Below are 23,386 nucleotides of genomic sequence, written 5' to 3' on the forward strand. Positions count from 1 at the left end.
GTGATTGGGCCCCAGGTGCGCGCAGCGGTGCAGGCCTCCGAGCGGGCGCAACAGGCCACCCGCACCGCCGCGCGGAGGCAGCAGCACGCCCTACGCGGCGTAGCCCGACAACACCTTCGGGACGCCGTGGCCTTGGCACGGGAGATCGCCCAGCCCTTCTATCCCTATCCCGTCACGGACTTCGACGTCCGCTGCATCGTCCTCGGCGTCCTCCACCCGCCCCAGGCGTAGATCGCCCCCTCCCCGCCCCGAACCAGGGAAGGTTCGGGCGGCCCTTTTGTCTCGGAGATCCGGCCCGCAGCGGCCTTCTCAAAGGAGCCAGCATGACAAGCGACACCCCCTTCACTGCCCTCGAGGAGATTCAGGAGGCCTTCTTCTGGGCTGCCGCGCCCCCCATCCCCAGCGTCGATACGACCGTTCCGCTTCCGGAAGGCGGAACAGCCACGGTCGTAGGCTACGTGCTCGAGGAGGCGAATGCCGCGCCCCGTCGGTGGCTCAATCTGCAGGTGCGGACCGAGGAGGGCATGCTGCGCATTCTGCCCGCTCAGGCCCTCGATCAAGGCCTGGGCGCGTCCACTGAACCGGTGCGGATCGCCCTCAGTGCCTTGGGGACCGTCCGCGCCCGCCTGGCCCGGGGCTTCTCCCTCGAAGCCGGGACCGATCAGTTACTCGCCGGGGGCGTGCCCTTCGCCAGCCTCGCGTTCCTGGGGCCCGTGATCAGTACCCTGCTCGGGGGGGAGGGGAAGTACCTCCTGCGCCCCGGACCGGGGGCCCTCGAAGGCCTGCGCCACGCCTGGCCGGAACTGGAACTCGCGGTCGTGGGCGACACGCTGATCTGGGCGTACAGCCCCCTGCTCGCCGAACTGAGTCCGGACACGCTCCGGCGGATTCAGCCCATCTTGCAGCAGGGCGGTGCCCAGCCGGGACGGCAGCTGCTGCGGGTGGCCGGGGAGGAACGCGTCCTCCAGGTCATGCGCACGGCCTTCGGTCCGTCCTTGTCGAGCACGCCCTCTCCCTCCTGAACGGACCCTCCCCCCCTCGCGGGGGGAGTGGTCATGGCATGCGAACCCTGGCCACCGATGGTGACACCGCGCGCGCCCTGCGCGCGTACTTCGAGAAGCGCAAGCAGCCTGGAAGCCACATCGCCGGACTGGAGCTCAACGGCGACGTCGCCTACCTCGCGGTCACGCGTCAGGGACTCACTGAAGCCTTTGTGGTCGAGCTCTCGCCGCTGCCGACCCGACCTTTCGGCCACGATCTCGCTCTGGGGCCGGTGCAGCGCGAGCAGCAGGGACCGGTACACTGCGAAGTCAGTCCGGCGTTCCTCAAGCACCTGTCGCCCCTCTCGCCGATGTTCACCACCCCAGAAGGGGAGGCCTGGCGGAGCCGTGCGACCGCTCACGCGCAGCGCCAGGCGCGCAGCCAGAAGGGCGACGTGCTTCTGGGCACCTACGGCAGTGCGCGCGGGTGCATCTCGTACGACGAAGAGGCCAAGAACGCCTTCAAGGCCGACAGCATCCGCTACCTCAAACGTCTGGCGAAGGCCCTGGACTATCCCACAGCCGAGGGGCGTCCCCACGCCGTCACGTGGAACGCCGGCGGCGTCGCGGTCAGCGGAGAAGCCATGTTGCACCTGCAGGTCGACGCGGGATTGATCGTGATGGTCGAAGTCTTCGCCTCTGGCACGAGTGGCCGGACGAGCCCGAGCGGCACAGCCATCATGTGGCGGTTTGAGAACTCGACCGGGAAGGGCAACCGCTACCCCCACCCGAATCAGTGGCCCCTCTGGTCTCTCAGTGTCCCGGAGTTGGCCAGGGCCATTCGTGACGAAGCGGCTCGATTCTTGAGCCGCCCAGCGCAAGTCCCCGCACTGCCGACCGCACTGCCGGTGGCGAGCTGATGCTCTATCTCGCTTCGACAAACTCCGATCTTGATGCCCTGAACGCTCATCCGCGTATCGGCGTCATGATCGGCCCGCGGGTCAGTGGACTGGGCAGCATTCAAGCCGGGTAGATTAAACGTACTTTCGGTTATTAGGTTCGTCAGCTGCCGCCTCCGCGAGGTCTGTCATGCTCACTCCCCTCAGTCGACCTGAAATTGCTGCTCGCCCCGGTGCCCTCCCTCCTTTCATCCTCCTTGACGCGCATGGACAGGAAATCCAAGCAATCAGTGAGTACCTTCGAGAGCTCACCGCTACGGATTGCAGCCCAGCGACCATCAAGTCGTACGCTTATGCGCTCTTGTCTTGGCTCCGCTTCCTCACCCCCCACACCCTTGACTGGCAGGCTGCTCAGCCCGTTCATGTCCGCACTTACGTCCTCTGGCTCCGTACCGCCGACAACCCTGCCCGACAGCATCGCCCGGACCGTCCACCTGCCGGAAGTTACAACGCAAAAACGGGAAAGTCCGTTCTGGCCAAGGGCTATAAGCCTTCAACTATCAATCATCATCTCAGCGTCATTTCCGGGATTTACCAGCATCTTCTCTCGCTGGAACTCATTCGTCGCAACCCTGTCCCCCAAAGGCTCCGGGGTGAGCGACGTTACGCGCACCATCGCCCCGGCGATCCCTTTCAGCGCACGGCTCGGAACCTCTACCGGCAGAAACAGCCATCCCGTACGCCGCGGGCCCTGTCTGACGACCTCTGGCGTGAGCTCCTGACCTCGCTGACCTGTCACCGTGACCGGGCTCTCTTTTGCCTGCTTATTTCCGCTGCTCCACGCGCCCAAGAACTGCTTGATATGACGATGAGTGATCTCGATTGGGGGAACCAACGCGTGCGCCTGATCAGTAAAGGCTCTCGAGAACCCGAGTGGGTAGCGGCATCAAGTGAGTTTTTCCATTGGTTGCGCCTATACCTCACGGAACTTCGTCCACTTTCCCCTCTCGGCGCCCTCTGGCTGACGACCCGAGGGACACGAAAGCCCATGACCTACACGACCCTCCGAGCTGTGCTCACACGGGCGAACCAAAAACTTGGAACCAACCTCTCCCTTCATGACTTCCGTCATACCTGTGCGATGCGCCTAGCCAACGATCCGACCATGACTCTTCCTGATATTCAGCGTCATCTGCGACATCGGGATATTTCCACCACACAGACATACCTTCGTGCCCGTTCAGAAGAGGTCGCCAAGCGTGTACAAGCGCATCATCATGCCCTCAGTCAACCTCACCCAACACCTCCAGAGAGGTCTGACACTTCACCAAGTTGGCAGTACGATCCTCAGGATCTCCTCCTTCTTCTCGGCCCGGAAGCTCCACAATGAGCTCCGCTGTCCCCACGCCTGTAGTCTTGGAACAGAAGCTCCGGGACCATGGCGCTTTTCTCGGTGACGCACGGACAGTCACGTGGCTGCGGATAGCAGGCCTGCATCACATCCTTCGCTGGTTGCAAGAAGCTCCAGGTGACACTTGGCAAGAACGTTGGGATGCCCACCATCAACATGCGGACGCATGGAAGATGTTTGTCGAGCAGTTTCCACCCCAGCGGAGGGGCAAAGACTCACGTGGCGCGCTCTGCAATGCCTTGACGAGCCTCTTCTGCTTGCGTCTCCTGCGCCCCACCTATGGGTGGTTCATCGCCAATCCCAAGCTACAGCTCATCAATGCACTACGTCGAGGACCAGAAAAGGATGATTTGGAGCGGTTGCTCCACGTTGCTAAGGCGCATGGCATGGGTCACAGCAGTGCGGAGTCGGCCCTGGCCAAGCTCGTACGTATCATGTTATGTACAGGCAAGCGGATGCCTGAGCTTCAAGTGCAGGATTTCTACGATTACCGCGCTTTCCTCACGACCTTCCCCAGAAATCCTACGACGGCACTCGGCGTATACGCTGCTCAAAACATCCTCCATGCCCTCGGTATCCTGAGTGAGCCAGCGCCTGATCTTCATGTGCGCCCTGGCCGACGTAGCGTCAATGAACTGGTCACCAGCTGTGGTATTAAAAACAAATAGATTCAATGCATCTTTATTCGGTATTTTCAAGAGCGCGAACTTCACCTCGATTACCACTCCCTCGTCAATGCCGTAAAATCGCTCTGCAACCTCTACTGGGTTGATCTGGAACGGCATCACCCGGGCATTGCATCCCTCCACCTCCCACGTGGGACTGCACAAGAGTGGAAGAAACGTGTTCGGCTGAACGCTGATGGCACAAAGCGAATGAATGTCCATAGCGTTTTTCATACGGTACGGGCTTTTTACCTCGATCTCGCGCAGTGGGCGAGTGAACATCCTGAAGAATGGGGAGCACTGGTTTTTCCGCCGCCTGTCACCTCAGCAGATCTCCGAGAATTTCGGCACTTCAAGCACAAGCGGCGTCAGAAAATGCAAGATCGCACACGTCAGCTCGTCCCCCTCATGCCACAGCTTTTACGCTCGGTGCGTGAGCACTGGACGCTCAGACAACAACTGCTTTCGCATGCACAGGAATGTGTTGCGGGCGAGATATTCGAAACCGCTGGACGTACTTGGCAACGTGTAACACGATACAGTGATCGTCGTAACATCCAGTTTGGTCTGGACATTATTTGGGTCCGTGAGGTGGGCGTTACGCCCGGGACACCATTCAATTGTCAGCAAGAAGAGGAGGATGCCTTCTGGACCTGGGCCATCTTGGAAGTCGGCCGCCACACTGGCCTCCGGAGAGAAGAAATCCTCGAGCTGACTCGTCGGGGGATTGATACCTTCACCACAAGCGATGGTCAGCAGGTCCTCACGCTGACCATTGCACCCTCTAAAACTGACCAAGAGCGATGTTTACCCATTGCCCCTGATCTCGCTCATGTGCTCGCCACGATCATCCGGCGGGTGCAAGGAAATCTCGCCAAATTTCCAGTGGTTGAGCGTTACGATCCCAATGAAAAGGTCATGGGCGAACCCCTGACCTATCTATTCCAGCGCACACGCTCAACCAGACGATGGGTTCTCTCAGACGAAGCTCTGCCCCATCTCCTTAGAAAAGCGTCTCGGCGAGCAGGGTTAAAATTCGCAGATGGTGAGCCCGCAACGATTACCTCGCACGATCTCCGACGCATGTACGCTACAGAGGCGGTTCATCACGGTCTACCTCTGCACATTCTGGCGAAGTTGATGGGTCATGCGGACTTGGAGACGACGAGAGGCTACGCTGCGCTCTATGACGAAGACGTCTTGCGCCAACACCGGGCCTATCTCGCTCGGCGACGGGCGTTAAGGCCGCCAGAAGAATATCGAGAACCAACAGACGAATAGTGGGCGGCCTTCGAGACACATTTCCGCCGGCGGAAGATGGCATTAGGAGATTGCTTTCGACCTTACCAAACGCCTTGTCCTCATGAGCATGCTTGTGTGCGCTGTCCAGCGCTGAAGATGGACCCGGCACAGCTCCCGCGTCTCATTCAGATTGAGCATGATACGCAATTTAAGCTCTTGGAAGCGCGGGAGCACGGATGGGCGGGTGAAGTGGTGGAGCTAGAGACAACGCTCCAGGGTATTTTAGAGAAAAAAATTCAGATACAACCCACTCATATTATTAATACAGAGTAGAATAATATATTAATTTCGAGACAAGCATAAATATGGAAACCTGATATTATGTATATAGAGAGATTTTGATAAATATCACAGTAAATAGTTTTGGTGAATGTAGTTAATTTAAAAGCAAGTTCAGAATTTAGATGTTTCTAAAAGATTTATAAACTTTTGGGCTGTGTAAGATAGCTGCTCTATCTCTGCGCTGATCCGACGAAGTGGTCGGCGCAACCCAGGAAGTGCAAAGGGAAGGCGCACCAACACCCCGGAGCGAAGTTCACGCCGTACCCGCAGTTCCGGGAGCAAGGCCATCCCCAGACCCTGAATGACCGCTTCTTTGACGGCTTCTGTCCCCGGCAGTTCCAGCCGGTTGGTTGTCAACACCGTCGTGCCAGCCAAGGCCTGCTCAGCCACTTCCCGCGTTCCAGAACCATGCTCTCGCCAGATCAGAGGGAGGGGAAGACGCTCTCCCAACCCAGTGACACCCAGTAAGGGATGACCCGGCGCGGCGACCAAGGCCAATTCGTCGTGTCCGAAGATTTCCACTTGCCACTCCCCCTCCAGGTGACCGGGGGGGCCCTCAATGAGGGCCACTTCGACCTGACCCGTCTGGAGGGCCCCCAGCACTTCCTGGGTGTTGCCCTGCCGAATCTCGAACACCACGCTGGGATGCCGTTCATGATAGGCCGCCAGCAGTTCCGGAAGCAGGGACGCCGCAATCGTGCTACTGGCGGCCAGGCGGAGGGTTCCGCGTTCCAGATCCCGTCGCTCACGGATATAGGTCTGTACACGTGCCAAGGTCAGGGTCAATGCCTGTGCATGTACCAGGAGGCCTTCACCTGCCTCGGTCAGTCGCACTCCTGTACGGTGGCGGCGGAAGATCGGCTCACCGACAGCTTGAGTCAGCAGTTTGATCTGGGTGGACACCGCCGGCTGGGTGAGGTTCAGTTCGGCGGCAGCGGCGCTCAGGCTGCCCAGCCGGGCGACCCTCACGAAGGTCAACAGATGTTCGGGGTTAAGGTACATAGTCAGATATATATATTTTTTGGGTAATTAAAATCAAATCTTATTTGATTTTATAGTGTGGGACATCTATCCTTCAGGTATGACTACTTCGCCTTTTTTCGCCCAGGAGGACGGCCTTGTAGAGGTCATCCGGGGCTTCACGCCCAACTGGTTCGCCGCCACGATGGGCACCGGCATCCTCGCCCTGATGCTGCCCCATCTGCCTCTTCCCGGCGCGGCGCTGCTGGGCGAGGGGCTGTGGTGGCTGAACATGACCCTGCTGCTGCTCTTCACTGCGCTCTCGGTGGCCCGACTGCTCCGTTTCCCCCGCGAGAGCCTCGCCACCCTGCATCACCCGGTCCAGAGCATGTTCCTGGGGGCGGTACCGATGGGGCTGGCCACAGTCATCAATGGCCTGATCGCCTTCGGTGTGCCGCGCTGGGGGGAGGGCGCAGCATTGCTGGCGCGCGACCTATGGGCTTTCGACGCCCTGTTGTCGGTCGTCATCGGCCTTCTTGTGCCCTACCTGATGTTCACGCGACAGGACCACGCCTTGGAGCGCATGACCGGCGTGTGGCTGCTGCCTATCGTGGCCTCGGAGGTCGCAGCGGCGAGCGCGGGCCTGATCGCGCCGCATCTGAGCGTGGGGAACGCGACCACGCTGGTCTATGCGGGCTACGTGCTGTTCGCCCTCTCGGTGCCCCTGGCCTTGATGGTCATCACGGTGCTGGTCCTGCGGCTCGCGCAGCACAAGCTCCCGACGCCTGACCTCGCCGTGAGCATGTTTCTGCCCCTGGGGCCGCTGGCGACGGGTGCGCTGGCCCTGCTGCAACTGGGCGAGGCCGCGCCGCGGATCCTGGCGGCCCAGGGGCTGAGCGAACTCACGCCGGTCCTTCTGGGCCTGGGGCTGGCCGGTGGGCTGGTGCTGTGGGGCTTCGGTGCCTGGTGGCTGGCGCTGGCGACCCTGACCACCCTGCGTTTCGCGCGCCAGGGCCTCCCCTTCAACCTCGGCTGGTGGGGTCTGACCTTCCCGCTGGGCGTGTATACGGCCGCGACCTTCGGCTTGGGCGCCTTGACCCACCTGACCGTGTTCACGGTGCTTGGGCACGTGTTCGTCGTAACCCTGGCGGCGTTGTGGGTGCTGGTCACCGTTCGGACCGTCCACGGTGCATGGCACGGCCATCTGTTCCAGACACCGCCCCTCTCGCGGGAGACCGGCCTTCCGCGCCGCTGAACACTCAAGGAGACCCATTATGTCTGATTCATCTTCTCCGCTGACCCGTCGAGCTGCACTCTCTCTTCTTGGCGCCACTGGCGTGGCGCTGGCCCTGGGCCGCGCGGCCCAGGCGCAGGAGATGCCCACCTCTGCTCCTGGTCAGGGCACGGCCCCCAGCTTCAGTGGTCCTGGGCCGCTGGACACTTGGAACGGTCTCGGGCCTCTGATCGCTCTGCCGCAGAAGGTGCCACTGATTCGGTTGGTCGACCGTCCCCTCCTGTATGAAACGCCCCGCGCGTACTTCCAGAGCCCACTGACGCCGGCCTCCGCCTTCTTCGTCCGCTCCAATCTGGCCATCTTTCCGACGGACATCGACCTGAACACCTGGCGACTCAAGATCGAGGGCAATGTCCGCACTCCCCAGGCGTTCAGCCTGGCTCAGCTCACGGGAGAATTTGAGGCGGTGAGCGTGAATGCCGTGATGCAGTGCACCGGTAACAGCCGCAGTCGATTTCAGCCCCGCCGGCCAGGGGGACAGTGGGGCAACGGCGCGATGGGCTGCGCCACCTGGACAGGTGTGCGGTTGCGTGATCTCCTCCAGAAAGCGGGCGTCAAGTCCGGCAGTGTCCAGGTCCAGTTTCAGGGCCTCGATCAGGGTCCCGGCGCGCCCGGCAGTGGCGGAGCCGAGTACAAGAAGAGCCTGAACTTGAGTGATGCGGTGCTGGACGAGTGCATTGTGGCCTATGCCATGAACGGTCAGCCCCTGCCGCTGGTGAACGGATTTCCGGTGCGCCTAGTGGTACCCGGCTATTTCGCCACGTACTGGATGAAGACCCTGAGCTTTATCCGCATTCTGACCAAGCCCGACGACAACTTCTGGATGGTCACGGCCTACCAGCAACCCGACAACCTGAAGGGCACGACCACTCCGGAAGCTGTCAAAGCGAAAAAGGTGAAGTTCCGTCCGGTTGGTAGCATGCCCGTGCGCTCCTTTATCGTCACCCCTGACGACACAGTGAAGGCCCCGGCTGGTTTGCCGCTGAACATTCAGGGCCTGGCATTAAGCGGGCGGGGGGCAGTCACGAAGGTCGAGGTCTCGACCGATGGAGGTAAAACGTGGAAAGCAGCGCGTCTGGGTGAAAACCTGGGGAAGTATGCCTTCCGGCCCTGGACCTTCGCCTGGACACCCCCGAAGCCGGGGCGCTACACCCTGGCTGTCCGGGCCACGGATGCCAGCGGCGCAGTGCAGACCGACCAGCCGATCTGGAATCCATCCGGGTACCTCTGGAACACCATCGAGCGTCAGACCCTCACGGTCGGACAGTCCGGATAAAACGAGGGATTCATCATGAAATATCCACTCCTTCTGGGTGCGGCCCTTCCCGTTTTGGCCGTGCTGGTCGCCGTCCCACTCTCCACATTTCTCTTGCCGGCGCCACAGGCCGCGGCCACTACAGCAGCGACACCGGCCACAGCTTCGCCAGCCACACCTGTGACTACACCGACAACATCAGCGACGACGGCAGCCGCTCCATCTGCGGCGGCCTCGTCCAGCGCACCCGTTCCCTCGTCCGCGGCATCGACCGTTCAATCCACAGCACCAGCCGAACCTTCTCCCACGGCCCAATATGCCGAGCAGATGCGTGGCGTAATCGATCAGGCGGCGGCGGGTCAGTACGCCATGGATGCCAGCTACGCCATCGGGACCCTCCCATTAGACACTCCCCCGTTGGCCGAGGGAGAGCATGCAGACCTGGTGCGGACCAACTGCAGCGTGTGTCACGCGACGACGTTCATCACCTCACAGCCGCCGCTCCCGGCCTCCACCTGGCATGACGAGGTCTACAAGATGAAGGAGAAGTACGGAGCGACCTTTATCAGCGACGAGAATGCCGACAAGATCATCGCCTACCTGAGTGCCCACTACACCCCCGAAACACGCAAGGCTACTACCGGAGCAACCGGTACCGCCACGCCCTGACCCGTGGAGGTCTGCCATGACGTATGAATTGACCCACCACAAACCCCGTATGCTCGCCTCATTCGTCAACCACCTGATCGGTGTGCTGGACGATCCGGATGAGGCGCAGGCCGCCGTGCAGGGTATTCTGGAGCAGGAAAGTCTCCGCGAGCAGGATGTCGAGTTGCTGGTGGGCCGGGTAGGCGAACTGCGCCTGGACTTCACGGGCGAACGTCATGGCCTGCTGGCCCGGCTGCGCCGTGAAGTTCAGGGCCTGACCGATGAGTACTCTTACGTGCGGCGCTACGAGTTGGAACTGGCGCGTGGACATCTCGTCCTCCTGGTGGCCACCCGACACGAAGAACAGGCGCGGCGGATCTGTCATCTTCTCCGCGGCCATGGGGGGCACTTCATTCATTACTATGGCCCGCTGATCGTCGAATCTTTCTGTCCAGATCCGGAAGCGGAATGAGCGGTGCCCGGCGTACCCGGCTCGTGCTGGTTTCCGCACAGGGGCTGCTGCGTGAGGGACTGGGCCAGGCCTTGCGGGCCGCTGGGGTCGAGTTGCTCGCCACACTCTCGCCGGAAGATCAGGTTGTGCGTTACCTCGCCGCATTGCGTCCCGATGTGGTCCTCATCGATCTGGACGACGCCTCCGGTCGGATTCGCCACCTCTGGCCGGACATGATGACAGCCCTGCCCGGCCAGAGCGTCCTGACCCTGAGTTCTGGTCAGCGGGCCGGTCCCGGACCGTGGTCGGAGACGGCCCATCTCGGCAGGGCCGTCACGATGTCCGAGCTGCTGGAGGATATTGAACGTGTTCATCAGGGCGAGTTCTCGGCCCGCATCCAGGCGTTCTTACCCCCTCCTGAGGTAGCGCCTCTGCTGAACCAGGACCGGGAACTGCTGCAACTGTTGGCCCAGGGTTTGGGCAACCGCGATATCGCTGCGACGCTGCACCTCTCCGAGAAGACCATTCGGAATCGGCTGTCAAAAACCTTTGCCCGGTTGCAGGTGACCAACCGGACTCAGGCAGCCATGTGCGCGGTCCGCCTGGGCCTGGCCTGAGTGTAGGGAGAGGGGAGAGCCCTGCCTGCATCCAAAACAGGGTGACGGGGCATAGAGAAAAGAGCTAGTCCTTTGAGTCACCCGGAACTCACCCCTCATCTTCTCTGGCTTTCCCTTCATCCCAGGAGTTCGCATGTCCCTATCCCGCCTGACCGCTGTCCTGCTCGCCAGCATCATGCCTCTCTCTGCTGCTGCGCAGAATGCGGGTGACCGCGTCTATACCGCCGATCAGTCTTCGAATACTGTTTCAGTCATCGATCCGTCGACTCGGAAGCTTCTGGGACTCATTCGTCTGGGCGACTCTGTCCCCGCGGCACTCGGACCACTCTATAAGGGCGAACTGCTGGTCCATGGGCTGGGCTTCTCGCCGGACGGCCGGACCCTTGCAGCCGTGTCCATCGGCTCGAACTCGGTGACGTTCATCGATACGGCGACCAATACTGTGCGCGGTAAGGTCCGGTTGGGCCGCAGCCCCCACGAGGCGTTCTTCACGCCCAATGGGCGCGAGCTGTGGGTGGCCGTACGGGGCGAGAATTACATCTCGGTCGTCGATCCCGTGCGCCTGACCGAGACACGCCGCATTCCCGTGCCGGACGGTCCTGGCATGGTGCTGTTCAACCCGAGAGCGCCCTACGCCTATGTGCCGTCGAGCTTCACCCCAGAACTCAGCGTCATCGACACGCGTACGTACCGAGTCATCGCCCGAGTACCGCAGGCCAGTCCATTCAGCCCCAACCTGGCGGTCAGTCCGCAGGGTGATCAGGTCTGGTTCACCCTGAAAGACAGCGGCAAGGTGCAAGTGATGCAAGGACTTCCACCATTCAAAGTCACGGCGACGCTTGGCAGTGGCCCGGTCACGAATCATGTCGCGCTGGCGGATACGTCTGCTGGTAACTTCGCCTATGTCACGGTGGGTGGCCTGAACGTGGTCCGGGTATATACGCGCGATGCCTCGCCCCGGCTGGTGGCGACCATCCCGACAGGAGCATTGCCGCACGGGGCCTGGGCTGCGCCGGATGGGCGACGCGTCTACATCGGGTTAGAGGCCGCAGATCAGGTGCAGATCATCGACACGGCGAACAACACGGTGATCGGTCAGGTTCCCACTGGGCAACTTCCCCAGGCATTGGTCTACGTGCCGGGCGCGGTCCGCTCGGGCGAGGGCACAGCCAATCTGACGTCTCTCGACAGCACGAGGCGCACCCTGACGGTGACCCTCACGTCCAGGGGTACAGCGCGGGCCACCGTCAGCATCAATCCACTTGGCCTGGTGGACCTCGTACAGATCGTGGCAACGGGCTTGTCCCCGGATACCGCCTATGTGCTACGCCTGAGTCTCCCGGGCGGCCAAACTGAAGATCTCGCGGCCCTGACGACCACTGCCCAGGGGGGCGTGACTGCGCAGACCATCGGGCCGGTCAAGCAGATCCTGAATGCCCCGCAGGGTGCAGGTCAGCTGAGTGTTGTTCCCAAAGCTGGGGGCGCCCCTGTGCTGGTGCAGACCAAATGAAAGGGGTCATGCTGGCCTTCCTGCTGATGGGTGGAGCTTTTGCTGGGGGTCTGGGCTTTCAGGAGATGATGAATCTCGCCATGACCCGGATGCATCAAGGCATGCACGCTGCGCCGCCTTCGGGTCAACCCGACCGTGACTTTCTGACCATGATGATTCCACACCATCAGGGGGCCGTAGACGCTGCGAAAGCAGAATTGCTCTACGGCCAGAATCCGCAGGTGCGGCGGCTGGCCCAGGAAATCCTGACGGAGCAAGCACTGGAGATCGAGTATATGCAGCAACTCTTGAAAGGTGGGTCTACGACACAGCGGGGAGAGCATCAACCTTAGAGGGAAGCGTTCCCCTTAGGGGGTTCAAGCGGTGAGCGGTTCGAGCACCCACAACCGACTTGGGAGGTCAAGGTTCTCCAGATGAGACAACAAGAGGTCCAGTTGAGACCGTCGGCCTAAGACCTGAATAATTACCGGCTGTTGAGTGGGGCGTACTTCCAGAAGGATGGGATTGACGATCTGCCCATGTTGCCCAAAGCCGCCGGCTCCACGCTGGGCAAACGCTGTGGTCAGGTTGAGAGCGTGGGCTGTTTCAATGACGATTTCGGCCAGAGGCCGCTGTTCTATGTGGTCTCCCACTTGTGTACCCCGTTTAGGGTTGGGCAATGTTGTGAGCGAGTATGGCCAGGACGACACGGAGACGGAGCGACCGCAACGTTTTCGTCTGCACAGAGCGAATCTGAGCCTCGACCAAACTAGAGAACACCGTTTCAATGCGTTTTCGCAATCGAGGGTGGCGGCCAGGCCGCCACCCCGTGTCGTACCGGGTATTCCTCTTCGGTGGGAACACGTAGCCCAAGCAGCAGTACCCCTTATCACCGATGATGCGTGGCCCGCCGAAGTCGGGCCACCGCCGGTTGAGCTCGTAGCTTACGGTCGTATCGTGCAAATTGGCTGGTCGGATCAGATACTGCACGATGGCACCCGAAGCGGTCACCCACGCGTGCAACTTGTATCCGTAGACGTCTCCCTGCGTGCCGTAACCCCAACGAGTGGTCTTGCTAGGGTTTTGTGGAGGGGGAGTTCAGTCTGATTCAGACTGGAGGCAGTTATGCCCACCCCCAAGCAGCAGTACACCGCGGAGTTCAAGCAGGAGGCTGTGCGACTGGTTGAATCGACGGGCAAGAGTTGCGCCCAGATCGCCCGCGATCTCGGCGTCCCCGCTCACTACGTCGTTCGCTGGAAACAGCAGCTGGAAGTGCAGCGTGCCAAGGGACGCCCCGTCTTCACGGGGCGTGGCATCGCAGGTCGCTCTGAACAGGAAGACCGGATCAAGCACCTTGAACGCGAGCTGGACATTGCCCGACAGGAGCGGGATATCCTGAAAAAAGCGGTGGCCTTCTTCGCCAAACAAAGCTGATTTTCGCCTTCATCCAGCAGCACCAGGAAGCATTCCCGGTGGAGCTGATGTGCCAAGTGCTGGAGGTCAGTGTGAGCGGGTATTACGCCTGGCGGGGAAGGCCGGAGAGTGCCAGGGCACGGCAAGACCGTGCCCTGACCGAGAAAATCAGAGTCAGCCATCAGCACAGCCGGGGGACCTACGGTACCCCGAGAATTCAGGCCGATCTGGCCGATGAGGGCGAACGGGTGAGCCGGCAACGGATCGGGCGGTTGATGAAGGCAGCAGACTTGGTTGCTCGCAGCAAGCGGAAGTTCCGCGTAACCACCAAAACCTCACCCCACCAGCCAGTCGCAGAAAATCTCCTGAACCGGGAGTTCAAGGCCGATCAGCCCAACCAGAAGTGGGTGACCGACATCACGTACCTGCCGACGACTGAGGGCTGGCTGTACTTGGCGACCGTCATGGACCTCTTTTCGAGGAAGATCGTCGGCTGGGCGCTCCATGAGCGCCTTCACACGCCTCTGACTCTGGACGCGCTGAACATGGCTTGGCAGAGAAGACAACCGGGTGCCGGGCTGCTCCACCATTCTGACCGAGGAAGCCAGTACACCAGCGAGGTCTACCGACAGGCCCTGGAGCGCCTTCAGGCGATCCAGAGCCTGAGCAACAAGGGGGAGTGTTGGGATAATGCTGTTCAGGAAAGCTTTTTCTCAACCCTGAAAGTAGAACTTGACCTTCACCAAGCACGCAGCACGCGTGCTCAGACCCGCAGTGAGGTGTTTGAGTGGATTGAGGTCTTTTACAACCGGCAACGTCGTCACTCGTCGTTAGGCCACCGCTCTCCGGCAGCCTTCGAGGAGCAAGCCCCCTATCCTGAACTGTCCCTCCACTAAACCCTTGCAATTTCACCAATTGGAACAGACGGTTATGGTGGATGCGCCCATCCTGTCCATATCCAATGCTTCCATGTGTGACGGTCGCTCCAGGGAGCCCAAGACGCTTCGCCTCCTGTATCAGCCAGTCGTAGGCCGTTTGGCTGCCCACCTTATCGGTGCTTCCCAGATAACACCGCAGAAGTTCAGCGTTCTGCCAGATCACAATCCACCTCCAAGCCGGACAGCCACCCAGCGTCCGAGGAGAACGGCAACATAACCCAGCAGGAGGTTTCCGAGGATGTACAGAGAGGCGTGAAGGCTCTCGCTGTTGCGCAGGAGGAGATCGCTTTCCCAGGTAAATGTGCTGAAGGTGGTGAAGGCACCGACGAAACCTGTTCCGAACGCCAAACGCCATTCGGCACTCACCAATCCTCGGGCATTCAGGGCGATGACCAGACCAAGCAAGAAGCAGCCCAGGACATTGATGACCAAGGTGCCGAGTGGGAAGGCGGCCCAGGCAGTCGGCCATAGGCGTGTCTGGATGGCAAGATTCAAACCGTAACGAGCCAATGCACCTGCCGCACCGCCCAGGGCAATTCCTAACCAGATTGGCATGTTTTGCCCCCTGCGTCCTGAGGAGTAGGCATCATCAGCCGGACACGGGGCGGTTGTGGAGGGCGAATGCCATCGCCTATAGAGCTACTCTAGCAGATTTTCCGATCATAGCTTTTCAACAATGCCTAAAAATTCCTCTGTACGGTACTTTGAAAAATAAGATTTATAGGATCAAGTGAAATCGGCTTTTAACTATACATTCTGAAGATACATTATCAAGTTTAAATTTATTTAAGGTCTTGTGCTATACTTTGATTTAATGCACTACCGCGAATAGGGGTTGACCTGTAGGATCAAAAATGCGAAAGGGACGATGCGTATGGGCCGTCCCGATCTCACGTCACTGCCGCTGACTGTCGCCATCCCTCTTCTGAGCCGCTGGATTCAGCCGCACATTCCGCCGAAGCTCCTCCATGCCCACGAGAAGATCAGCGATGCTGATCTCATCGGGGTTGCGATCCTCCAACGACTCCACAAGGTGCCGTATTTCAGTCGCTGGTAGCGCTTTCTCAAACTCAACCACTTCCCGGACTTTCCTTCTGAGCCCCAGGCCCGCATCCGCCTTGCCCGGTTGACCCCGGTGATCGAGCAGTTGGCCACCGAAGTCCAAGCACTGGACTTTATCGCGGTCGATTCGGAACCCTTGCCCGTTTCGACGTTCAAGCGCGCCCCACGGTGTAAATTTCGTGGCGCTCGATATGGATTCAGTACGACTGGGCCGGTGTACGGCTTCAAGCTGCACGCTTGGTGCACCCTGAACGGCAAGATCGCGAAGTACGAGATTCGCCCAGCAAATCTGCATGATTTTACCGTGCTGTGTGAGATGAACACAGATTGGCCCTCTTATGGAGGGCCGAAGCAGATTGGGGATAAGGGGTATCAGTCGGGCACGTGCTTGACGCCACCGAAGGTCAATGCAAAACGGTGTGATCCACGGTGGAAGCCAGAGTATGGCGCAGCGAGGAAGTGCATCAAATCCGCTTTTTCCGTCCTGGTCAGTGCGGGCCTGCGATGGGGTCAAGTCAAGACACTTCTGAGCCTGCGACTGAAGGTGGCGCTGAGCGTCCTGGCACACAACCTGAAATTTATCGACCTGTTGGCCTGAGGAAGGATTCCCATGGGGCCACAGGGGATGCCTATTGAAGAACCAAGCTCAGTCGAGACGTCCCTTCTCGCTCCACATATCGCTGGTTGGCAAAAGCGACACAGTCGAGAAAAGCACTTGACACGTCTGGCAGACGTGCGGCGAAGATCGCAAAATCAGGCACGTGGATGTGCAGAAGCTCATCCGGGCCGAGAATGAAGCTGGACATTCCATCCCCTTCGTCGAGATAGGTCAGACAGTCGATCCAGGCGTTCATGTTGCGGCCGTAAAAATTAGGGAAGCCAAACGTCCGCATTGACACGTCATGAAATGACTGCCAGTCCCGAACACTCGCCGTATCGAACGTCACCTGAGCCATTCCCTATTGTGGCCTGACATGCGCGCTGGAAGCGCACAAGCCCTCAACAACGTCAACCCCTATTCGCGGTGCACTGAGCTGTATTAGCTTATTCTAAGCAGTATAAGCTTACCCGTTGGCTGCTTAGCTGTGGGCTGACCCTGTGTACAGACGATCATCTGGCCATCTGGACTCCATGCCGGAAAGCTATGCGGTTCCCCAAAAGTGATTTGCTGTCGCTCTGTACCGTCCACACGCATGATCCAGATTTGCTCTGACCCTTCTTGAGCGGAGGTGAACGCGATCCATGTGCCATCTGGCGATGGGAAAGGCGTAACATAGGCCGTGCCCTCATCCGCAATACTCAAGCAAATTGGTGTTGCATCAGGAGAAATCGCTTGGTGGTAGATCAGATGCTGATTTTCAACCTGGGCATGGTACACAAATGTTTTCCCATCAGGTAAAGGCCATGGCTGATCCTCGACGGTATTGCCCGAGGTCAGTCGTATTGCCTGTCCATCTTCTTCAAGCTTATAAATATGGTATTCATTCTGATCAGCTTGTTGAAAAAACAACATCGGCCAATGACCATTTGCCCCGAAAGCAGGGCCGTGACAGGCCTGCTCTGGGGCATACAAAGATGTGATAACTCCGGTATGGGAGAGATATAACGCCGATTGACCGGATTGATCGCTTACAAATACAAATTCTTCAGGAGTTAGAAAGGCAGCACGACCTGTACTATTGCTGCTGGGTAAGTTTACTTGACTATAGATAGATTCCTGTCGATCTTTCAAGCAAATGTTCCACAAATGTCGCCTTCCGCCCTGAAGGCGCTCGAATAGAATTGTGTGTCCATCTGGAGACCAGTTGGCCCGTAAATCCACGTCGCTTCCCGAGGTTAATGCTTGAGGAGAGTGAAAATATAACATAATTAATTCTATAGTGTTAATTGTGCTGGTGCAACGCCCCACGAAGTAAAGGAGATCCTCATCGATAAGATCACTGACGCCAATTTTAATTTATTAAATTCCAACTACTTCACTCGAACATCATTCTGACTGTAGTAAGATATATAATTTTTTACTCTTCTACGATTTAAGGACGCGCCACAGTCCAGACGTTCATAACACCCTCGCCGCTGGCCTCGCCTGCTTTGGTGTCATTCTTCCAGAAGTATAAGGGATATCCCTGATACGTCACCTGTTTACTACCGTCTGCGCGAGTCAGCGTCCCCAGAGCGCCGCGCACCGCAATACCCCGACTGGGCAATTGCGAAACCAGCAATGGCGGCCAGTTGATCGCGCAGGGCCCAGTGCAGTTGCTGACCCCAGTTGTGTCCTTGGCGAAGGTATAGAGCGTCAATCCGTTCGGCCCAGTCAGTACACTGCCCAATGCGCCCGCACGACCCATTTGCACCGTAGGCCCTGCGTTGACTGCAAACCAGACGTTCATCACCCCTTGCCCTGTCGTGTCCCCAGGCTTCGTGTCCCCCTTCCAAAAGTACAGGGGCACGCCGTTATACGCGACCTGCTGCGTGCCGTCTGCTCGCGCGACCAGGCTCAGGCGACCACTCAGGCCCGCGGGCCGTGGGGGCAGGGCGGTGGCGGTCAGGGGCGGCCAGTTCACGGCGCACGGCCCAATGCAGTTGCTCACTCCCGGCACGTCCTTGGTGAACAGATACAGGGTGCGCCCGTCCGGCCCTGTAAGGACCGGGCCGAGCTTGGCATCCTGACGCACCGTCAGGGTGGAAGCCGCAGGCCCGGTCTGTGCCAGGGCACCGGCGAGCAAGAGGGGCGTGACGAGAAGAAGGGAGCGGCTCGAGCGGATCAGGGTCTTCATGGATATCCTCCGCTTCCCGTATGCCTCAAGCCTGCAGTTTGGATGCAAGCCGGGTTCAGGGATCACTATCCCCTAAGGTCCACGCGGCCCAGCGGCTGGGTGGGCGCTGCACTTCCCCCGGTCGGCTCCACGCTGATTCCGACAGAGTCGAAGCCTGTCCACGTGACCTGAAGCGCCGCCCCGCCCGTGAGGCCCAGGCTGACGGGTACACCAGCGCGGGGTCCGCTGGCCTGACGTCCCCAAGCCTGGTAGACCTGCCCTGCGGGTGCTGGACGGTCCAGCAGGATGAGGGCTTGCCCGTCCGGACGAACCAGCAGTGTGCCAAAATCTTTTCCACTACGTGTGGTCAGTTGCCGTTGGGTGGCGCCTTGGGCTTCCCAGCGCTGAAGCGTCTGCTGTGCTGTTTCCTGGGATAACAGTACGGACCGGGAGGTGAGGCCGCCCAAAGTCAACAGAGCGACAGCCGCAGCGATGCCGAGCCAGACTTTCCGGTTGAAGCCTGAATGGTGTGGGGAAGAAGGCAGTGGAGTGGTGCGCCGCGCCTCGATACGGGCCCAGGTCTGTGGGGGTGGTGCGGCGGGGGGCAGGGCGTCCGCCAGGGAGAACAGTGCATCCCGTAGGTGTGCGACTTCAGTCCGGCAGTTTGGGCAGCCCAGCAGATGCGTTTCGACTGCCTCCAACTCCAGAGGGTTCAAATCACTGAGGACGTATCCAGGCAGCAGTTCAGTGGGATGGGTCATGGCGTCATCCGGTCCTTGAGTTTGAGCAGTGCTCGGCGCAGGCGGCTTTTGACGGTGCCCAGGGGAAGCCCAGTACGGGCGGTCAGTTCAGCATGGGTATAGCCATCGAAGAACATGCCCTCGAGCAGGAGACGGTCGGTCTCTGGGAGCGAGCGCAACGCGGCTTCGACCAGCGCCTGATCCAAAGGATCGCGGATGGGTGGTGGCGCAACGAGGTCGAAGGGAGGATCGTCGGATTTACCGTCTCTGGCCTGGGGCCGGGCACGGCGGGCGCGCAGACGTTCAAGACAGAGGTGGTGGGCGATGGTCAGAACGAAGGTCTGTACGGTGCCGCGCGCCGGGTCATAACGCCTGGCTTGAGCGTCCAGACGAAGGAACGTATCCTGTACGGCTTCCTCAGCATCTTCGGGAGAGGAAAGCATCCGCAGGCAGACCCGGTAGGTCAGGGCAGAGAATTCGTCATACAGCGCCCGAAGGGCGTCTGGATGTTCTTGCTGGAGCCGCACGATGAGATAATGATGGGGATGAGGGGTCAGTGAAACTTGCGCGTCAGTACGTGGCATAAGGGGGACTTTGGAGGGTTGGGTCAGTGGACGCGCGCGAGGAGGCGACACGCCTGTGATATGCATGGGGAGTCGGGTTTAGATGCATGAGGTTGACTGCAAGAGCGACATCCGTACGAGCGGATGAAACAAAATCTTGTTCGTCAGGTTCGTCGGTTGCAACGGCCTGTGCGATATTCATGATGCCTACTTCCCCGAAAGTTTCCTGGGGGGACGATGGGGAGCAATGCAGCTTTCCCAGGGCCGCCCAGGCATTGGGGATGGTGATCTTCACGGCCCCGAACGAATCCCATCCCTCAGCAAACGGTGTAGGAAGAAGCTGAAGGCGGCGGAGACGTGGTGTATATCCTCCTACAAGGCCTATCCAATGCGGTTTGGAGGGCATAATCTCTAGGAGCCGCAATACGAAAAGGCAAAGTCACAGGGAGAGAACCCGCCCCGGGTCATAGCTCAAGAGTGGGGTCGTCGTGCGTTGTAGCGCAGACTCGCCAACACGAAAAGCACGAGTGTCGCGCCAGCCAGCCAGAAGCCCAGTGGCGAGACGTCCACATCTTGGAATGCTGCCAGCCCACGGGCGGCCACGGGGAAATGCTCGCCCGCCCACTGCGAGAGGGTCACCACGCCAATCACCAGTGCGATGGCACCCGACAGGCCCGTGACCAGAAGGTTGTAGGCCTTCTTTTTGCGGGGATCATGGAGAGCCCAGCCATACGCATGGGTCATGGCGACACCATCCAGCGTGTCCAGCAAGGTCATCCCTGCTGCGAACAGGAGAGGCAGGGCCACGATGGCCGCCCAACCTAGACCTTGTTGCGCTGCTGCTCCGGACAAAGCCAGCAGCGCGATCTCAGAGGCCGTGTCGAAACCCAACCCCATGAGGAAGCCCAGAGGGAGGACTTGCCATTGCCGCGATACCAATGCGGTTAAGGGTGCGATGAAGCGGGCGAGGAGGCCGCTGTGCGTATGGGCGTGCGGCCCCTCGCGCAGCATTCGGGCGATGCCAGAGAGATTCACGATGGCAACGGTCAGCAGGTATGCACCCGCTACGAACGGGCCGACCCAGCCGCCGAAGACGCCGATACCGTCCTGAGCACCCAGCAGCGCTTTGCCGATCACGGCAGCGACAACGGCCATCAGGAAGACGACGGATGAATGCCCCAGGCTGAAAAACAGACCGACGCCGTAGGCTGAGCGTTTCAGCATTAGGAGCTTGCGGACCGTGTTGTCGATCACGGCAATGTGATCGGCGTCCCAGGCATGGCGCAGACCGAAGAGGTAGGCCGTAAGACCGACGCCCCAGAGGAGTGGCGAGTGCAGCGCAGCGGGAATCCAAAGGAGGAGCGCCAGGATGTGGAGGCCGAGCACCACCAGGATGTGGAGGCCGAGCACCACCAGGAGGTAAGGCAAGCCTTGGCGGGCGCTCTGGCGAATGGTCAGCGGAGGACCAAACGGGACCGTTGATGTCAGGTGAGTAGGGGGGTGAGTCATTCAATCTCCGAAGCAGGGGAGGTGAGAAGCGAATGGGCGGAGCGCAAGCCCTGGACAGATTTCTGTTCATCGCGTCTGTCAAAAGGCTGTTTACCATACATGCCAGAAGGAGGATGCTCTGATCACTCTCCCAGACGTGGTTGCTTGTCGACGTAGAGACAAGTTTTGTAGACATTGGAGCATCAGCCTCAGCGAGAGGCTCAGAAGTTGCACCTCGCATAGGACAATGAATAGCTGTGCTGGCCGAGAAATTCCGCGTTTCTCGTGAAGAAGTGCAGCAGGCGGCCCAGATACAGCTCCGGCTGAAGAGCGAGCAGCGCACGTCGTGCGCTGCTCGCCAGCGTTTGGCCCGGTTGTGCGCCCAGCAGGGTCAGCGTCCAGGCGACGAAGATCAGCAGCAGCCACCGGTCCAATCCCCTTGCGGTCCGCAGTGCGAAACGGTTCAGCCCAAACTGATGCTTGCTCTCCTTGAAGAACGACGAGGTAGGCCAGCGCTTTGCCCCTTCTGAGATCACCTCGTCGCCCTCCATCAACTCAGAGGACACCGCATGGAACACACGTTGGCCGCGCTGAACGCGACCGAGCGTCAGGGTGTCGTGCGGCCAGTTCTGGAGCTCGACGTACCCGCCATGCGGGCAATCGGCAACGGTGACGACGCCAGGATGATCGGTGCGCCTGGTCGACCGTACCCCGACCACGAATTCAAAGCCCAGCGTCCGAACCTCGTCAAGAAAGGCGGCTGCCTCGAAGCCGCTATCGGCGAGGACACGCACCCGGAACCGGGTGCGGATGGTGTGCGGAATAGTGCGCAGCAGGTCACGGGCCAGTGTGACGGGTGTGGGTGTCCCTTTGCCGCGGTACACCCGGTACCCCACTGGGAACTTCAGGGTCCCGTAGTGCGCAAAGAGGATGACGAGATGGATGCCGTGGACCTCGTTGTAAACGCGAACGAACGGGAGCTGGCGTCCCGTTTTCGGGACGCTGGTGAGATCGACACTCAGCCGCAGGCGCGGATGATGTTTCCGCTGAGCCGCCTGGAGCAGGAGGTCTCACTGGGCGTCCCTTAGAAGGGTCCAGCACGCGGTGGTGTCCCAGTCGTATTCGTTGAAGAAGCGACTGAGGGCACTGGCGCTGACGAGCTCGGCTCGGTGAAGAGCCGTCTTCACGTCTGGATTGAGAAAAAGAGAGAACGCAGCCCCGAGGCTGCGTTGCTGGTAAGCCGTGGGAGGAACGGCCAGCAGGCGGTCTGTCAGTATGCGGGCACGCTCCCAGAGAGGCTGCGACTTCGACACGCCCAGACTCTCGCGTCTGGGAGCGCTTTTTTCGTCTTATGCAGGTGCAACTCCTGAGAGAGGCTGATTCACTGGAGTGGATCAGCCAGCGTTTCGACCTTGAAGTTGGCGCGTTCACTCTCTTTTGAATCATTTTAAGTAACTCAAATTACAATCAGCCAAGTGCATATAAGGCGGGCCTGGGCCAGTGACTGCGGGGCCGTGAGCAAGTACGGCTTCGACGAGGACCTGTACTTTGCGCAGATCCAGCGCCTCGAGCCCTGGGCGGCGACCTGTCACTTTCTGGTTGTCCCGGACGTCATCCAGGATGCGGAGGCCACCCTGAACGTCTTCACCCACTACGCCCGCGAGTTGGCCGCGACCCCGTTGCCTCTGGCCTATGTGCTTCAGGACGGGGCCGAGGACGAAGCGTTTCCTGTAGGTGCCCAGGTCGCCTTCCTGGGTGGAAGTGACCCCTGGCGCCGGCGATGGGGGGCCACGCTCCTCGCCCGCGCGCACGAGGAAGGCTTGCGGACCCACGTTGGCCGCGTGAACAGTGCCCAACGCGTTCAGGCGCTGAGTTTCACGCACGCCGACAGCTGTGACGGCACATACGTCGCCTTCAGGTCAGTGGAACGTGGCCTTCGGGAGATTGGGGCGTGGCTGGACCGGGCTTCTATGCCGAGCCTCTTCAGCGCGAACGACTTCAGACATGTTCCTTAGGAAGGATGACCGCCCACATGCTTCAGCAGGCATCCGCGCGGTTTCGTGCAAGCTCTATGCTGAAACCTGTCGCACCCCAAGGAGGTCCTCCTATGATTCCTACAGCCCTGACGTCTCATTCTCGATCGGATAAGCCCTGTGCTGGCTGCTAAGAGTGG

General features: G+C 60.1%; 24 protein-coding genes, 4 pseudogenes and 1 riboswitch. Of the genes and pseudogenes, 16 read left to right on the forward strand and 12 right to left on the reverse strand.

The window, feature by feature from the left end:
• The 6 genes from DGO_RS20005 to DGO_RS22610 all read left to right on the forward strand — a co-directional run bounded on the left by DGO_RS20005 (nt 1) and on the right by DGO_RS22610 (nt 5,236).
• Nucleotides 1-231: a hypothetical protein gene (locus DGO_RS20005; protein WP_043805052.1), complete on the forward strand. Its 231-nt coding sequence runs from the start codon at nt 1-3 to the stop codon at nt 229-231.
• A gap of 92 nt (nt 232-323) precedes the next feature.
• On the forward strand, nt 324-1,022 hold the full coding sequence (locus tag DGO_RS20010) for a hypothetical protein (RefSeq protein WP_014682935.1): 699 nt from the start codon (nt 324-326) through the stop codon (nt 1,020-1,022).
• Nucleotides 1,023-1,060: 38 nt separating this feature from the next.
• Nucleotides 1,061-1,900 carry a hypothetical protein gene (locus DGO_RS20015; RefSeq protein ID WP_014682936.1) on the forward strand — a complete coding sequence of 280 codons (840 nt, stop codon included), beginning with the start codon at nt 1,061-1,063 and terminating at the stop codon, nt 1,898-1,900.
• Nucleotides 1,901-2,069: 169 nt separating this feature from the next.
• The gene (locus DGO_RS22600) at nt 2,070-3,269 is read left to right on the forward strand and encodes a tyrosine-type recombinase/integrase (RefSeq protein WP_014682938.1); all 1,200 of its coding nucleotides are present in this window, start codon (nt 2,070-2,072) and stop codon (nt 3,267-3,269) included.
• A gap of 26 nt (nt 3,270-3,295) precedes the next feature.
• Complete coding sequence (locus tag DGO_RS22605; protein WP_145975570.1) at nt 3,296-3,958, forward strand: integrase; 663 nt, start codon at nt 3,296-3,298, stop codon at nt 3,956-3,958.
• Between the two features lie 207 nt (nt 3,959-4,165).
• On the forward strand, nt 4,166-5,236 hold the full coding sequence (locus DGO_RS22610) for a tyrosine-type recombinase/integrase (protein WP_014682940.1): 1,071 nt from the start codon (nt 4,166-4,168) through the stop codon (nt 5,234-5,236).
• Nucleotides 5,237-5,650: 414 nt separating this feature from the next.
• On the opposite strand, the gene DGO_RS22620 is transcribed toward DGO_RS22610, so the two are convergent.
• On the reverse strand, nt 5,651-6,541 hold the full coding sequence (locus DGO_RS22620) for a LysR family transcriptional regulator (RefSeq protein WP_014682942.1): 891 nt from the start codon (nt 6,539-6,541) through the stop codon (nt 5,651-5,653).
• A 79-nt stretch (nt 6,542-6,620) separates the two neighbouring features.
• Here DGO_RS22620 and DGO_RS20030 point away from each other — a divergent pair, with 79 nt between their 5' ends.
• The 7 genes from DGO_RS20030 (at nt 6,621) to DGO_RS20060 (ending at nt 12,606) form a co-directional block, all read left to right on the forward strand.
• Nucleotides 6,621-7,754 carry a TDT family transporter gene (locus DGO_RS20030; protein WP_014682943.1) on the forward strand — a complete coding sequence of 378 codons (1,134 nt, stop codon included), beginning with the start codon at nt 6,621-6,623 and terminating at the stop codon, nt 7,752-7,754.
• A gap of 19 nt (nt 7,755-7,773) precedes the next feature.
• The gene (locus DGO_RS20035; RefSeq protein ID WP_014682944.1) at nt 7,774-9,069 is read left to right on the forward strand and encodes a molybdopterin-dependent oxidoreductase; all 1,296 of its coding nucleotides are present in this window, start codon (nt 7,774-7,776) and stop codon (nt 9,067-9,069) included.
• A 306-nt stretch (nt 9,070-9,375) separates the two neighbouring features.
• Nucleotides 9,376-9,717 carry a hypothetical protein gene (locus DGO_RS24550; RefSeq protein ID WP_226991571.1) on the forward strand — a complete coding sequence of 114 codons (342 nt, stop codon included), beginning with the start codon at nt 9,376-9,378 and terminating at the stop codon, nt 9,715-9,717.
• A gap of 16 nt (nt 9,718-9,733) precedes the next feature.
• Nucleotides 9,734-10,168, forward strand: coding sequence for a hypothetical protein (locus DGO_RS22625; RefSeq protein WP_014682946.1), 435 nt, complete (start codon nt 9,734-9,736; stop codon nt 10,166-10,168).
• Nucleotides 10,165-10,764 (forward strand): response regulator transcription factor, encoded by a 600-nt coding sequence (locus DGO_RS21455; protein WP_014682947.1) that lies wholly within the window; start codon nt 10,165-10,167, stop codon nt 10,762-10,764. Before DGO_RS22625 ends, DGO_RS21455 begins: the two co-directional genes overlap by 4 nt.
• A gap of 133 nt (nt 10,765-10,897) precedes the next feature.
• The gene (locus DGO_RS20055) at nt 10,898-12,274 is read left to right on the forward strand and encodes a YncE family protein (RefSeq protein WP_014682948.1); all 1,377 of its coding nucleotides are present in this window, start codon (nt 10,898-10,900) and stop codon (nt 12,272-12,274) included.
• Nucleotides 12,275-12,282: 8 nt separating this feature from the next.
• Nucleotides 12,283-12,606, forward strand: a complete 324-nt coding sequence (locus tag DGO_RS20060) for a DUF305 domain-containing protein (RefSeq protein ID WP_050920994.1) — start codon at nt 12,283-12,285, stop codon at nt 12,604-12,606.
• Nucleotides 12,607-12,630: 24 nt separating this feature from the next.
• Here DGO_RS20060 and DGO_RS24980 read toward each other — a convergent pair whose 3' ends face one another.
• Together DGO_RS24980 and DGO_RS22635 are read right to left on the reverse strand one after the other, a co-directional pair.
• A complete protein-coding gene (locus tag DGO_RS24980) occupies nt 12,631-12,963 on the reverse strand; it encodes a DUF190 domain-containing protein (protein WP_420810592.1) in 333 nt (110 codons plus the stop codon).
• Nucleotides 12,920-13,318, reverse strand: a pseudogene (locus DGO_RS22635) (transposase); the annotation flags it as partial. The gene DGO_RS24980 and the pseudogene DGO_RS22635, both read right to left, overlap by 44 nt.
• Nucleotides 13,319-13,378: 60 nt before the next feature.
• Here DGO_RS22635 and DGO_RS20070 point away from each other — a divergent pair.
• A protein-coding gene (locus tag DGO_RS20070) for an IS3 family transposase (RefSeq protein WP_085961163.1) occupies nt 13,379-14,562 on the forward strand; the annotation gives its coding sequence in 2 pieces (ribosomal slippage) (nt 13,379-13,658 and nt 13,658-14,562; 1,185 coding nt in all).
• Between the two features lie 28 nt (nt 14,563-14,590).
• On the opposite strand, the pseudogene DGO_RS24985 reads toward DGO_RS20070, so the two are convergent.
• Nucleotides 14,591-14,767 (reverse strand): annotated as a pseudogene (locus DGO_RS24985) (DUF190 domain-containing protein); the annotation flags it as partial.
• On the reverse strand, nt 14,764-15,159 hold the full coding sequence (gene crcB, locus DGO_RS22645; protein WP_014682953.1) for a fluoride efflux transporter CrcB: 396 nt from the start codon (nt 15,157-15,159) through the stop codon (nt 14,764-14,766). The gene crcB and the pseudogene DGO_RS24985, both read right to left, overlap by 4 nt.
• Nucleotides 15,160-15,177: 18 nt before the next feature.
• Nucleotides 15,178-15,245: riboswitch (Fluoride riboswitch) on the reverse strand.
• Nucleotides 15,246-15,478: 233 nt separating this feature from the next.
• Between crcB and DGO_RS22650 the strand changes: the two are divergent.
• A pseudogene (locus DGO_RS22650) lies at nt 15,479-16,264 on the forward strand (IS982 family transposase).
• Between the two features lie 31 nt (nt 16,265-16,295).
• Here DGO_RS22650 and DGO_RS20080 read toward each other — a convergent pair.
• The 7 genes and pseudogenes from DGO_RS20080 to DGO_RS20100 form a co-directional block, all read right to left on the reverse strand.
• Entirely contained in the window at nt 16,296-16,622 is a 327-nt protein-coding gene (locus tag DGO_RS20080) for a barstar family protein (protein WP_014682956.1), read from the reverse strand.
• Nucleotides 16,623-16,705: 83 nt separating this feature from the next.
• On the reverse strand, nt 16,706-17,533 hold the full coding sequence (locus tag DGO_RS22655; RefSeq protein ID WP_014682957.1) for a TolB family protein: 828 nt from the start codon (nt 17,531-17,533) through the stop codon (nt 16,706-16,708).
• A gap of 166 nt (nt 17,534-17,699) precedes the next feature.
• Nucleotides 17,700-18,443: a hypothetical protein gene (locus tag DGO_RS20085; RefSeq protein ID WP_014682958.1), complete on the reverse strand. Its 744-nt coding sequence runs from the start codon at nt 18,441-18,443 to the stop codon at nt 17,700-17,702.
• 65 nt (nt 18,444-18,508) lie between these two features.
• The gene (locus DGO_RS22660) at nt 18,509-19,183 is read right to left on the reverse strand and encodes an anti-sigma factor (RefSeq protein WP_014682959.1); all 675 of its coding nucleotides are present in this window, start codon (nt 19,181-19,183) and stop codon (nt 18,509-18,511) included.
• Nucleotides 19,180-19,746, reverse strand: a complete 567-nt coding sequence (locus DGO_RS22665; protein ID WP_226991572.1) for an RNA polymerase sigma factor — start codon at nt 19,744-19,746, stop codon at nt 19,180-19,182. The genes DGO_RS22660 and DGO_RS22665 overlap by 4 nt, the downstream gene beginning before the upstream one ends.
• Before the next feature lie 450 nt (nt 19,747-20,196).
• The gene (locus DGO_RS20095; RefSeq protein ID WP_050920995.1) at nt 20,197-21,234 is read right to left on the reverse strand and encodes a HoxN/HupN/NixA family nickel/cobalt transporter; all 1,038 of its coding nucleotides are present in this window, start codon (nt 21,232-21,234) and stop codon (nt 20,197-20,199) included.
• 200 nt (nt 21,235-21,434) lie between these two features.
• A pseudogene (locus tag DGO_RS20100) lies at nt 21,435-22,526 on the reverse strand (transposase).
• A 162-nt stretch (nt 22,527-22,688) separates the two neighbouring features.
• On the opposite strand from DGO_RS20100, the gene DGO_RS20105 reads away from it, so the two are divergent.
• The gene (locus DGO_RS20105) at nt 22,689-23,228 is read left to right on the forward strand and encodes a hypothetical protein (protein WP_145975572.1); all 540 of its coding nucleotides are present in this window, start codon (nt 22,689-22,691) and stop codon (nt 23,226-23,228) included.
• The last annotated feature ends 158 nt before the right edge of the window (nt 23,229-23,386 follow it).

The sequence above is a fragment of the Deinococcus gobiensis I-0 genome, assembly GCF_000252445.1.
Taxonomy (GTDB): Bacteria; Deinococcota; Deinococci; order Deinococcales; family Deinococcaceae; genus Deinococcus; species Deinococcus gobiensis.

What these genes read in the sequence shown, in the direction of transcription:
- DGO_RS20010 (WP_014682935.1), top strand. Translation starts at nt 324, where the DNA reads ATGACAAGCGACACCCCCTTCACTGCCCTCGAGGAGATTCAGGAGGCC.
- DGO_RS20015 (WP_014682936.1), top strand. Translation starts at nt 1,061, where the DNA reads ATGCGAACCCTGGCCACCGATGGTGACACCGCGCGCGCCCTGCGCGCG.
- DGO_RS22600 (WP_014682938.1), top strand. Translation starts at nt 2,070, where the DNA reads ATGCTCACTCCCCTCAGTCGACCTGAAATTGCTGCTCGCCCCGGTGCC.
- DGO_RS22610 (WP_014682940.1), top strand. Translation starts at nt 4,166, where the DNA reads ATGAATGTCCATAGCGTTTTTCATACGGTACGGGCTTTTTACCTCGAT.
- DGO_RS22620 (WP_014682942.1), bottom strand. Translation starts at nt 6,541, where the DNA reads ATGTACCTTAACCCCGAACATCTGTTGACCTTCGTGAGGGTCGCCCGG.
- DGO_RS20030 (WP_014682943.1), top strand. Translation starts at nt 6,621, where the DNA reads ATGACTACTTCGCCTTTTTTCGCCCAGGAGGACGGCCTTGTAGAGGTC.
- DGO_RS20035 (WP_014682944.1), top strand. Translation starts at nt 7,774, where the DNA reads ATGTCTGATTCATCTTCTCCGCTGACCCGTCGAGCTGCACTCTCTCTT.
- DGO_RS24550 (WP_226991571.1), top strand. Translation starts at nt 9,376, where the DNA reads ATGCGTGGCGTAATCGATCAGGCGGCGGCGGGTCAGTACGCCATGGAT.
- DGO_RS22625 (WP_014682946.1), top strand. Translation starts at nt 9,734, where the DNA reads ATGACGTATGAATTGACCCACCACAAACCCCGTATGCTCGCCTCATTC.
- DGO_RS21455 (WP_014682947.1), top strand. Translation starts at nt 10,165, where the DNA reads ATGAGCGGTGCCCGGCGTACCCGGCTCGTGCTGGTTTCCGCACAGGGG.
- DGO_RS20055 (WP_014682948.1), top strand. Translation starts at nt 10,898, where the DNA reads ATGTCCCTATCCCGCCTGACCGCTGTCCTGCTCGCCAGCATCATGCCT.
- DGO_RS20060 (WP_050920994.1), top strand. Translation starts at nt 12,283, where the DNA reads ATGCTGGCCTTCCTGCTGATGGGTGGAGCTTTTGCTGGGGGTCTGGGC.
- crcB (WP_014682953.1), bottom strand. Translation starts at nt 15,159, where the DNA reads ATGCCAATCTGGTTAGGAATTGCCCTGGGCGGTGCGGCAGGTGCATTG.
- DGO_RS20080 (WP_014682956.1), bottom strand. Translation starts at nt 16,622, where the DNA reads ATGGCTCAGGTGACGTTCGATACGGCGAGTGTTCGGGACTGGCAGTCA.
- DGO_RS22655 (WP_014682957.1), bottom strand. Translation starts at nt 17,533, where the DNA reads ATGTTATATTTTCACTCTCCTCAAGCATTAACCTCGGGAAGCGACGTG.
- DGO_RS20085 (WP_014682958.1), bottom strand. Translation starts at nt 18,443, where the DNA reads ATGAAGACCCTGATCCGCTCGAGCCGCTCCCTTCTTCTCGTCACGCCC.
- DGO_RS22660 (WP_014682959.1), bottom strand. Translation starts at nt 19,183, where the DNA reads ATGACCCATCCCACTGAACTGCTGCCTGGATACGTCCTCAGTGATTTG.
- DGO_RS22665 (WP_226991572.1), bottom strand. Translation starts at nt 19,746, where the DNA reads ATGCCACGTACTGACGCGCAAGTTTCACTGACCCCTCATCCCCATCAT.
- DGO_RS20095 (WP_050920995.1), bottom strand. Translation starts at nt 21,234, where the DNA reads ATGACTCACCCCCCTACTCACCTGACATCAACGGTCCCGTTTGGTCCT.